The organism is Oscillibacter sp. GMB15532 (assembly GCF_041020825.1).
In the GTDB taxonomy this organism is placed as follows: domain Bacteria; phylum Bacillota; class Clostridia; order Oscillospirales; family Oscillospiraceae; genus Oscillibacter.
Map to the genome: position 1 here is coordinate 1 of NZ_JBEVTO010000012.1, position 10,049 is coordinate 10,049.

11 protein-coding genes and 1 tRNA gene are annotated in these 10,049 nt (G+C 55.2%); 7 read left to right on the forward strand and 5 right to left on the reverse strand.

The annotated features are described in order from the left end of the window. Positions 1 to 855: 855 nt before the first annotated feature. Both ABVS15_RS13440 and ABVS15_RS13445 read right to left on the reverse strand, forming a co-directional pair. Positions 856 to 1,260, reverse strand: a complete 405-nt coding sequence (locus ABVS15_RS13440; protein ID WP_369284197.1) for a replication initiator protein A — start codon at positions 1,258 to 1,260, stop codon at positions 856 to 858. Positions 1,261 to 1,460: 200 nt separating this feature from the next. Further along, positions 1,461 to 2,450 (reverse strand): carbohydrate kinase family protein, encoded by a 990-nt coding sequence (locus ABVS15_RS13445; RefSeq protein WP_369284198.1) that lies wholly within the window; start codon positions 2,448 to 2,450, stop codon positions 1,461 to 1,463. Positions 2,451 to 2,946: 496 nt separating this feature from the next. Between ABVS15_RS13445 and ABVS15_RS13450 the strand changes: the two genes are divergently transcribed. The 3 genes from ABVS15_RS13450 to ABVS15_RS13460 are packed head-to-tail and all read left to right on the forward strand — an operon-like array spanning position 2,947 to position 4,432. Further along, positions 2,947 to 3,267: an anti-sigma factor antagonist gene (locus ABVS15_RS13450; RefSeq protein ID WP_369284199.1), complete on the forward strand. Its 321-nt coding sequence runs from the start codon at positions 2,947 to 2,949 to the stop codon at positions 3,265 to 3,267. Further along, positions 3,264 to 3,710: an anti-sigma F factor gene (gene spoIIAB / locus ABVS15_RS13455; protein ID WP_369284200.1), complete on the forward strand. Its 447-nt coding sequence runs from the start codon at positions 3,264 to 3,266 to the stop codon at positions 3,708 to 3,710. The genes ABVS15_RS13450 and spoIIAB overlap by 4 nt, the downstream gene beginning before the upstream one ends. After that, a complete protein-coding gene (locus ABVS15_RS13460; RefSeq protein WP_369284201.1) occupies positions 3,707 to 4,432 on the forward strand; it encodes a sigma-70 family RNA polymerase sigma factor in 726 nt (241 codons plus the stop codon). The genes spoIIAB and ABVS15_RS13460 overlap by 4 nt, the downstream gene beginning before the upstream one ends. A gap of 82 nt (positions 4,433 to 4,514) precedes the next feature. On the opposite strand, the gene ABVS15_RS13465 is transcribed toward ABVS15_RS13460, so the two are convergent. The 3 genes from ABVS15_RS13465 to ABVS15_RS13475 form a co-directional block, all read right to left on the reverse strand. Next, positions 4,515 to 5,315 carry a TIGR03915 family putative DNA repair protein gene (locus ABVS15_RS13465; RefSeq protein ID WP_369284202.1) on the reverse strand — a complete coding sequence of 267 codons (801 nt, stop codon included), beginning with the start codon at positions 5,313 to 5,315 and terminating at the stop codon, positions 4,515 to 4,517. A 12-nt stretch (positions 5,316 to 5,327) separates the two neighbouring features. After that, positions 5,328 to 6,590, reverse strand: coding sequence for a putative DNA modification/repair radical SAM protein (locus ABVS15_RS13470; protein ID WP_369284203.1), 1,263 nt, complete (start codon positions 6,588 to 6,590; stop codon positions 5,328 to 5,330). Between the two features lie 352 nt (positions 6,591 to 6,942). After that, the gene (locus tag ABVS15_RS13475) at positions 6,943 to 7,278 is read right to left on the reverse strand and encodes an arsenate reductase family protein (RefSeq protein WP_369284204.1); all 336 of its coding nucleotides are present in this window, start codon (positions 7,276 to 7,278) and stop codon (positions 6,943 to 6,945) included. Positions 7,279 to 7,327: 49 nt separating this feature from the next. Between ABVS15_RS13475 and ABVS15_RS13480 the strand changes: the two genes are divergently transcribed. The 4 genes from ABVS15_RS13480 (at position 7,328) to ABVS15_RS13495 (ending at position 9,970) form a co-directional block, all read left to right on the forward strand. Further along, a complete protein-coding gene (locus ABVS15_RS13480; protein ID WP_369284205.1) occupies positions 7,328 to 8,047 on the forward strand; it encodes an NAD-dependent protein deacylase in 720 nt (239 codons plus the stop codon). Continuing rightward, complete coding sequence (locus ABVS15_RS13485; RefSeq protein WP_369284206.1) at positions 8,034 to 8,180, forward strand: hypothetical protein; 147 nt, start codon at positions 8,034 to 8,036, stop codon at positions 8,178 to 8,180. The genes ABVS15_RS13480 and ABVS15_RS13485 overlap by 14 nt, the downstream gene beginning before the upstream one ends. Positions 8,181 to 8,340: 160 nt before the next feature. Beyond that, the gene (locus tag ABVS15_RS13490) at positions 8,341 to 9,714 is read left to right on the forward strand and encodes a citrate synthase (RefSeq protein ID WP_369284207.1); all 1,374 of its coding nucleotides are present in this window, start codon (positions 8,341 to 8,343) and stop codon (positions 9,712 to 9,714) included. Positions 9,715 to 9,884: 170 nt separating this feature from the next. Next, positions 9,885 to 9,970 (forward strand) — tRNA-Leu (locus tag ABVS15_RS13495). The last annotated feature ends 79 nt before the right edge of the window (positions 9,971 to 10,049 follow it).

Consider the following 10,049-nt stretch of genomic DNA (forward strand, 5'->3'; position numbering starts at 1 on the left):
ATAAGCGCTGCTTTTTAAGTAACCGAGTTCCGCCATCCGACCGGATGGCGGAACTCGGTTCTTTATGTGGTGGGATATCAATTGCCCGATGCACGATCTTTCCAATTTGCAGTCAAAGCAAAAAGATTTGACTACAAATTGGAATGGCATAGATAGCTTCACCGGAGAAAAGGGTATAAAAAAAGCAGAGCACCCGCATTTATACCGACGCCCCGCCTGTTATGCTGTGAGATGATTGCAAATGGTGGAAAGTACAGGATGAATTTGGAGGCCCACATGGGCCACGGCTTTAAGTAGCTCCAGCCACCTCGCCGTTAAGCGTTCGGTCAACATAAGGGAAAGAAATCAATTTGTGGGAGGTTTCTCCGATATCTGCACTGCTCCGCTGGTTACAAATCTACTATAGCCTAGCACACTGACTTTGAAAACGGCCCTATGTTGGCTGCAATCGGCGTATAAGTATTTGGGATCGCACTCGCAATATTGATATATGCCCCGTTGAAGTTCATACCCGAACGCTTACCGTCGCATCCATCAGCGTTATACCACTAACTGTTAGCTCATTCCCCGAATGAGCTGTTCCCATGATACTTCCCAGAGCTGTCAACACGATTGAAGTCGGCATATCTGAGCCGACATTATCTCGGCCGGAGCTTTCCCGTCAGATGTGGATTGGCTGGAAAACTTCGGTACAGCAGGATTTTTTAGAGGCCTTTCTTTAGAAGATACGCCATTCATGAGGAGATACTCGCCGGTCGCTTAGCGCATGGGTGGCAACTTATGCAAGATTGTGCCAAGTGTCTTCCTATTGGGCGGCAAGGAAGACGCCAAAGGGTGAGGCTATCACAGCTGCTACTAGCATGACGATGCACTGGGTACAAGTATCACGCCACCGATCAGCCCAGCAAGCACACTGAATGGTGCAGCCACAGCCCGGATAACCGCCTGCATAACTTTTTGGTCAAATTTTAACGGCTTTTTATAGCAGCAGTTTAGGCCATCCTGCATTTTTTGGAGAGTTTGATAAATAAATACAAACCCTTGGTGATGATACCAACCGTTTGGGGCAGACAGTTCCGTGGGGTCAAGAAGCAAACCGTACGGCTGCTTTGCGTCCGTGGATAAACACTTGGATGGGATATCCATCACCGACAGGTGGGGAATACGAAAAAAGAAAAACTGTTTGCTATTTTTACTGTAAAAGTAATTGAGGGCAGCTTTTTTAATAACGTTCCTTATTTTAAATACAAGAAAGCACACGATTTTTGAAAATCGTGTGCTTTCTGCGTTTGATTGTCAACAGTATTGTTTGTGGGGTTACGCGTAAGGCTTATTTCTTTGATGTTTTTTGCAATGTTTTATAAATACCGGAAAGGATAGGGGCCCCTTTTATTAGCCCACGCATATAAACCACTGTGTCCGCACACTCTTTCGCGGCGTAGTGCTGTCAATGCTTCATGTCATTTTACCGTGTCCGGTGACCACTCTCCCGCCGTTTGCATACGGCGAAGAACGTCCTCCCGGTGAGGCATGGCGGGCATGGCACCTCGTTTTTCCACACAAAGAGAGGCCACAGCGTTGCCAAAACGGGCAAAGAATTGAAAATCCTGAAAGGTGATCTGTTCCAGCGGCTTTCCGCACTCTGAGACGCGGGTCAGGAAACCTCCCCAAAAAGAGTCGCCCGCTCCGGTGGTATCCACGGCACGGGTAGGAAAGCCGGGAACCATGACGCTCCCTTCCTTTGCAGCCACCAGTGCTCCCTGGTTTCCGATGGTTACCACCACGCAACGAAGCCCTTGGTGCACAAGTCTTTCCGCCCCCTCCTGCGGATCAGAGCAGTCCGTCAGATACTCTACCTCGTCGTCGGAAACCTTTAAAAGATGTACCAGCGGCAGAGGAATGCGCATTTGCTCCATGGCGGCATCCCTGCTTGTCCACAGCAGCGGTCGGTAGTTTGGATCATAGGCGATAATTGCTCCGGACCTGCGGGCTAGAAGCACAGCCTCCATCGTGGCGCTGCGGGCGGGCTCATCCGTCAAAGAAAGGGAGCCAAAATGCAGAATGTCACTATGAGAAATCAACTCGCGATCCAGCTCCTCGGGAGAAAGCTGCACATCTGCGCCCGGCTTTCTGGCAAAGGAAAAGCTGCGCTCTCCGCGCTCGGAAAGCTCCACAAACGCCAGCGTGGTAAAATAACGTCCGTCTACAAGAAGGGCGTGGGTATCAATACCGGTTTTTTTCAGCGTGTCCGTGAGAAAGCGGCCCTGAATATCGTCGCCTACCTTGCCGATGAAAGCGGTCCTACGGCCCAGCTTTGCGGCACAGGCCAGCACATTCGCCGGGGCCCCGCCGGGATTTTGCTCAAATACCGCCATGCCGGCGTCGGAGTCCGGCAGAGGAGTATAGTCAATCAGAATTTCGCCCAGTGCTGTGATCTGTGTGTGTTCCATCCGTCTCTCCCATTTTTCAAACGGGGCGGAAATATGCGTCCCGTGGAAAGTAAAACGTTTACGCAATTTTTCTCATTTTATCAGCTTTTATTACAAAAAGCAAGAGAGAAAACCGTGGAGGAGGAGAGACGGTTTCTGACTGGTGCAATGAAGATGCGCGATGAGACGCGAAAAGCAGGGAATCCAATCATCTGAACAACATAGTTGGTTTCCATAATAAAATATTTATGGAAACCAAAAGGTTTTCGACAGAAAAGAAAATTTAAGTCATGTTATGATCGCCGCAGGGACATGCATGACAGGTCTTCTCAGGCTTTTGAAAAGCAGGCGGCCCTGGGCGGATGCCTCAGATGAGAGGGACAAGCTTAAAAAGTGGCGGCTGCTGCCCTTTGGGTGTCCGGCCACGGCTGCATGGAAAAGACCTGATGTAAGCGGCAAACCCAAGCCGCGCTCAATTTATGGAATTGATATAGCTGATGCAAAGGAGACTTGGGAGATGGATATCAAGATGCAGACGGCGGACCGCAATTTACTGTTAGAGCTCAGCGGGGAGTTGGACCATCATGCCGCGAAAGACGCCATCCGGGAGCTGGAGCTGGCGGTGGACGCGGCGCTTCCCCGCAGGCTGCTGCTGGATTTCGGGGGCGTGACCTTCATGGACAGCTCGGGCATTGCGCTGCTGCTGAGGGCAAAGCGGTGCATGGATGCGCTGGACGGAAGCATGCAGGTCTGCCATGTGCAGCCACAGGCAAAGCGCGTGATGGATGCCGCCGGAATCGGGCGGCTGATTCACATAAAACAGGAGGGAACGGTATGAGGAAGAGCGTGAATTACATCCGGCTGGAGTTTCCCAGCCGCAGCAGCAACGAGGGCTTTGCTCGGATGGCGGCGGCCTGCTTCGCCTCTCAGATGGACCCCACGCTGAATGAGGTGGAGGATATTAAGACGGCCGTCAGCGAGGCAGTGACCAATGCCATCGTCCATGCCTATCCTGACTCGATCGGTAAGGTAAGTCTGAAGGCTAAAATTTGCGAAGGCAATATTTTGGAAATCTCAATTAAGGATGCCGGGAAGGGAATTCCCAATATTGACAAGGCGCGCCAGCCCATGTTTACCACCGGCGGCGACGGGCGCAGCGGCATGGGCTTCACCATTATGGAGAGCTTTATGGATGCCCTCACCATTCACTCCACGCCGGGGAGGGGAACCACGGTGACCATGCGCAAGAAAATTGCCAGCCGGGCCAACGGACAGCGATGAGTGGGCAGGCGACGCTGGACCTGCTCCGGGCGGCGCAGGAGGGTGACCAGCGGGCCTGCGAGCAGATTGTGGAGGAGAACAGCGGCCTGATTTGGAGCATCGTCCGGCGATATTACGGCCGGGGCGTAGAGGTGGACGACCTCTATCAACTGGGCTGTCTGGGCTTTTTAAAAGCGGTGCAGGGCTTTGACTTTACTTATGGGACCTGCTTTTCTACATACGCGGTGCCAAAAATCGCAGGCGAAATCCGCCGGTTTCTCCGGGACGACGGGGCCATCAAGGTGGGGCGGACCATCAGGGAGCGAGCGGCGCTGCTGTACAGTGTTCGGGAGCGGCTGCGCTTTGAACTGGGAAGAGAGCCGGCGCTCTCCGAGCTGTCGGAGAGCACGGGGCTGACTCCAGAGGAAATCGCTCGAACAGAATTGGCCACGGACCTGCCGGATTCTCTTCAGCGGGAGACGGAAGACGGCCTTGCGCTGGAGGGAATGCTGGGAACTGAGGCGCCGGAGGACGGAATTGTTGAGCGTCTGGCAGTACGGCAGGCAGTGGAGGCACTGCCTGAAAAAGAGCGGATGACCATTCTTCTTCGCTATTTCCGGGGCTTTACGCAGGAGCAGACCGCCAGGATTCTGAAAGTGTCTCAGGTACAGATTTCCCGGCTGGAGCGGCGGGGACTGGAACGTCTGCGGCGGGCCTTTGAGCCGTGGCGCCCTGAGAGATAAAACTGTATGGAAGCGGTCGTGCCGTTTCGATCAGAAGCCGCGGAAGCGCATGAAATGTGCTTCCGCGGCTTTACTGTCCCTCTCAGACAGACGGCAGCCCCGGTCCGCGGTGTTCCAGCCGGGGAGTTTGCCCGGCGATGAAATAATCCTCACCCTGAAATTCCGTCATGGTGCCCCAATAGCGTTTTGGCATGTGGGTCTGACGGCAGCGGAGATTTTCCCGCTCCTTGATGGCAACAGTATCATAAAATCGCTTCCACAGCCGCCGGAAGGCGGCTTCCGTTTCGTCCGGTGCAACCGCCTCGAATTGCTCCAAAGGAGCGATGACGGCCTTTCCGCTGGCGTAGAACAGCGCCTCGCGGTGGGTGCGGTCGTAGAGAAAAAACCGCTCGTTGGGAAAGCGGCTGCAAAAATGGGAGCGGAGCAGCGGAAGCACCCGGTTTTTCGGCTCAATTTCTCCGCCTAGGATTCCGGAATACTCCGAAAAGCGGACAAAGCCCCGCAGAAGCTGGGCCTCCCCCTCCAGATGGCGCACCGCCTTCAGAACGGGCAGCAGCGTTTCGTCCGCCAGATTACGAAGAAAACCGGGCCCCTCCCGGAGCAACTTGGCGGTCAGGCGATAGAGGTACATCTCCCGATGTTCAAGGCAGGTGAGAAAGCCCCGCCGCAGCAGGATGACCGCCTCGCCGGAAAGAAGCGCAATCTTGCGCAGGACGCGGTCCGCGTGGCTTTTGTCTGTTTTGATGTGCCGGGTTTGAAACAGGGTGGGGCAGGCGTCCTCCTCAGGCGTGATGTCTGATGGAGGTTCCCGATTGGCGTAGCTTTCAAAGATGCAGCAGAGAAAGCCCTCAAAGCTCCCGTCGTAAAGATAGATGACCTCCATCATACACCCCTTTCACGCGCCGAACAGGGAGAGCTGTTCCATCCGGGTGCCGGGAAGGCCGGGCTGCTCGGCCGCAATGAGATTGCGGAGCAGGCTCTCCGGCGTAAACCGAAGCCCCTCGGACATCTGCCCCCGGCAGGTAAGAAAATACTGTGCCCGTTTCATCACCACGCCCAGCTTTTTAAGATCCTCTGTTCGCAGAGTTCCTGCTCTGCGGGAAACCAGAATGCGCTTGGCGGAGACGACGCCGATCCCCGGAACCCGAAGCAGGGCCTCGTAGTCCGCGGTGTTCACCTCCACCGGAAAGAACTCCAGATGAGCCAGCGCCCAACTGCACTTGGGGTCCACCAGCGGGTTGAAGTCCGGCGTTCCCTCATCCAGAAGCTCCTCCGCACGAAACCCGTAAAACCGCAAAAGCCAGTCTGCCTGATAGAGCCGGTGCTCCCGCAGCAGAGGGGGCTTTGTGTCCCGGGAAGGGAGGAGAGAATGCGCAACCACGGGAACGTACGCGGAGAAAAAAACCCGCTTAAGGCGGTAGCGGTCATACAGCCCCTGTGTCAGGCGCAAAATCCGCAGGTCGGAATCTGCTGTGGCCCCCACAATCAGTTGGGTGCTTTGCCCCGCAGGGGCAAATTTCGGCGCGTGGCGGTATTTGACCAATTCTTCTTTACATTGGACCCCGCGGGTTTGAATCTGCCGCATGGGTGCGAGAATCGCACCTTTTGTCTTGTCCGGAGCAAGGGACTTCAGTCCCGCCTCCGAGGGCAACTCAATATTGACGGACAGCCGGTCCGCCAGAAGACCCAACCGCTCCACCAGCTCCGGCGCGGCGCCCGGGATGGCTTTGGCATGGATATAACCGTTAAATCGGTAAGTCTCCCGCAGAATTTGCAATGCGCGGATCATCAGCTCCATGGTGTGGTCCGGATTGCGCAAAACACCGGAAGAGAGGAACAGTCCTTCAATATAGTTCCTCCGGTAAAAGGCGATGGTCAGTTCTGCCAGCTCCTCCGGGGTGAACGAGGCCCGGGGCGTGTCATTGCTGCGGCGGTTGACGCAGTATTTGCAGTCGTACGCACACTGATTGGACAGAAGTACCTTCAGCAGCGTGACGCATCGCCCGTCCGCCGAAAAGGAATGGCAGCAGCCCATGGCGGAGGTGGAGGTGTTGCCAATGAAGCCCTCTTTATAGCCCCGCCGCGCACCGGAGGAGGTGCAGGCGGCGTCGTATTTTGCCGCGTCGGAGAGAATGGTCAGCTTTTCAAGCAGTTCCATGGCACGCTCAGCGCGTTTCCGCGCGCCGGAGGGACCGAGAAGGGCGTTCGATCGCGTCAATCAAACGAAAGAGAAGATGCGTCAAAAATCCCGTACCCACAAAAATCAAAAACAGGGTGTATCCAGTCATAAAAAGCCCTCCTTTGGAACTGTTGTTCTAATTTAAACTGATTATAACTAGAACGAATGTTTTTGTCAAGAGGAAAAACAGAACAAAAGTACGAAAATTTGAAGATGGCAGGAGTACGTCGCTTTCTGCCCGTCTGCCTGCATTTTGAGAAAAGAAGCAAAAATTTAAGGCCCCGGGAAAATCAATTCCCGGGGCCTTTTCCTGCGCTGTGAGCAGGCAGGGTTACTCCCACGTCTCCCAGATTTCCGGATGGTAGCCCACGGTGGCGTCCTTCCCATTGCGGACGATGGGCGTTTGGAACAGCTCCGGGTTTTCAAGAAGCTTTGCTTCCTGCGCGTCCGGTGTGATATAGGCCATGAACAGGGCCTCGTAAGCCCGGCACTTGGTATTGACCAGCGCCTCGTAGCCAACTTTTTGCTTGACGGACTGGTACTCTCTGGGGGATAATCCCTTGGAGGCGGCATCAATGTACTGATATTTGATGCGGCGCTCTTTAAACCACCGCTCGGCTTTTCTGCTGTCGAAGGACTTGGAGGAGCCGAAGATTTGAATATTCATGGAAGTTCTCCTTATTCTAAATAAGAATTGACGCGGACGGAGGCGTTTTATGACAGAAAGCGCAAAGATACTAAAGGCCCTGGTGGACGGCAGTGACAACATCGTTTTTTTCGGAGGCGCGGGGGTGTCCACAGAGTCGGGGATCCCTGATTTCCGGAGCGAGGACGGGCTGTACCGCCAGCAGTATGCTTACCCACCCGAAACTATTTTAAGCCATACCTTTTACGAAAGCAAGCCGGAAGAATTTTTCCGATTCTACCGGGCAAAGCTTCTTGCCCCCGACGCGAAGCCCAACGCCGCCCACCGTAAGTTGGCGGAGCTGGAGGAGAGGGGTAAGCTGAAGGCGGTGATTACCCAAAATATTGACGGACTGCATCAGGCGGCCGGAAGCCGCACGGTGCTGGAGCTTCACGGCAGCGTTTTGCGAAATTACTGCGAAAGCTGCCAAAAGCCCTATACGCTTGACTTTATGCTCCAATCTCAGGGCGTTCCCCATTGCGCTGCCTGCGGCGGGCGGGTAAAACCCGACGTGGTGCTCTATGAGGAGGGGCTGGACATGGATACGATGGAGCGGGCCGCCCGCTACATTGCCGAGGCAGACATGCTGATCATCGGGGGCACCTCCCTGAACGTATACCCGGCGGCGGGCCTGATCCGGTGGTATCAGGGACGCAAGCTGGTGATCATCAATAAATCTCCCGTGGCGGCGGACCTGACCGCCGACCTAGTGATTACTGATTCCATCGGAGAGACGCTTGCGCAGCTTTAAAGGCGGAACAATTTGCAGGGAAACCCGTCAGATTGCCGAAAAAATGAATAAAACAATAAACGACGCTGCAATATTTGGGGAAATGGCCGATAAAAAACCAATACAATTCGTTGAAGATGAAAGTGCCGTGTGATATGATTGCATTATAATATCGCGGGCACAAAACGCCGCTGCGGTATATGATTTTTATGGGGAACGGTTTGCTTTGCGAACGGCGGAACCTGCATATGCGGCGCTGAGGCGCCGCCGTGAGGGCTGTGGCTGTCTGCGGGGCGGCAAGAGGAGGCGGCGGAATGATCTGGTCGGAAAAAGGGGAGAATGTCTACTCCCAGATTACGCCCAAGATTCGGGCTCTGGAGGAGCAGTGGGAGAAGAAGAACTACATTGATCCCGGGCTGTATCAGAAGTACAACGTGCGCAGGGGCCTGCGGGACGAGAACGGCCGGGGTGTGCTGACGGGACTGACCCGCGTGGGTGAAATTCAGTCGTACTCCGTGGACCAGGATGGAAAGCTTCTGCCGGAGGACGGCGTGCTGTATTACCGGGGCATTGACTGCCGGGAGCTTGTTCGGGGGTCTGAGGGCCGCAGACTGGCTTTTGAGGAGTCGGCGTATCTGCTGCTGTTTGGCGAATTGCCCACCGAGGTGCAGCTGCGGGATTTTTGCGTGCAGCTTGCCACCTATCGAACGCTGCCAAGCAACTTTCTCCGGGACGTGATTTTAAAAGCGCCGCCTCAGGATTTGATGAACACCATGCAGCGAGCGGTGCTGACGCTGTTTTGCTATGACGATCAGCCCAATGACATCAGCCTTGGAAATGTGCTGCGCCAGAGCTTGCAGATGGTTGCCATTATGCCGCTGCTGGCGATTTACGCCTATCAGGCATATCGGTTCAACAAGGGAGAGGGCCTGTTTATCCACGAGCCGAGGCCTGAGCTGTCCACGGCGGAGAATTTTCTCAGGATGCTGCGTCAGGACGGACGGTATACGGATTTAGAGGCCCGCGTGCTGGATGTGGCACTGGTGCTCCACGCCGACAACGGCGGCGGCAACAACTCCACCTTTACCAACCACGTGGTCACCTCCTCGGGAACGGACACATACTCGGCCATCGCGGCCTCCATGGCGTCTTTGAAGGGCCCGCGCCACGGCGGGGCCAACAGCAAGGTGATGGAGATGATGGCGGATATCAAGTCCCATGTGCGCAACTGGAGCGACGACGGGGAGCTTGAACAGTATCTGGGACGCATTTTGAACGGAGAGGTTTTTGACGGACGGGGACTGCTGTATGGCCTGGGTCACGCGGTCTATACCCGGACCGACCCCCGGTGCGAGGTGTTCCGTGACTATGTGAAGACTCTCTCCAAGGAAAAGGAACGGGGAGAAGAACTGGACCTCTACGAGCGGGTGGAGCGGCTGGGAAAAGGATTGCTGTCCGCCCGGCGTGGAAAGGACGCCATCTCCACAAACATCGATTTTTACAGCGGGTTTGTATTTGAAATGCTGGGCCTGCCCAAGGAGCTGTATACGCCTCTGTTTGCGGTGGCCCGCATTTCCGGCTGGAGCGCTCACCGGATGGAGGAGCTTTCCGGCGGCGGAAAGCTGATCCGCCCGCGGTATGAGTGCGTGGAAGAGCACAGGACATATACGCCCGCAGCGGAGCGGTGAGGTGAGCCCCGCGGGGAAGGTGGACATATGCGCCGGAGGAGCGGAAATCCGCCCTCCGGCGCGGCTGCAATAGGGGAAAACAAAATATTTGCCGAAAAGGGAAATTTAAGGTTGACATTTTTCAGGCTTCTGGCTATAATAATCAAGCAGTCTTTTTTTGGCATAGATTCGCGGCTGTGCTGGAACTGGTAGACAGGCCAGCTTGAGGTGCTGGTGTCCAATCGACGTGTGGGTTCAAATCCCGTCAGCCGCACCATTCCCATCTCCGCTTCGGCGGAGAATGGGGACTGCATAAATTTCAGATGAATATGCGCGAGTGGTGGAATTGGCAGACT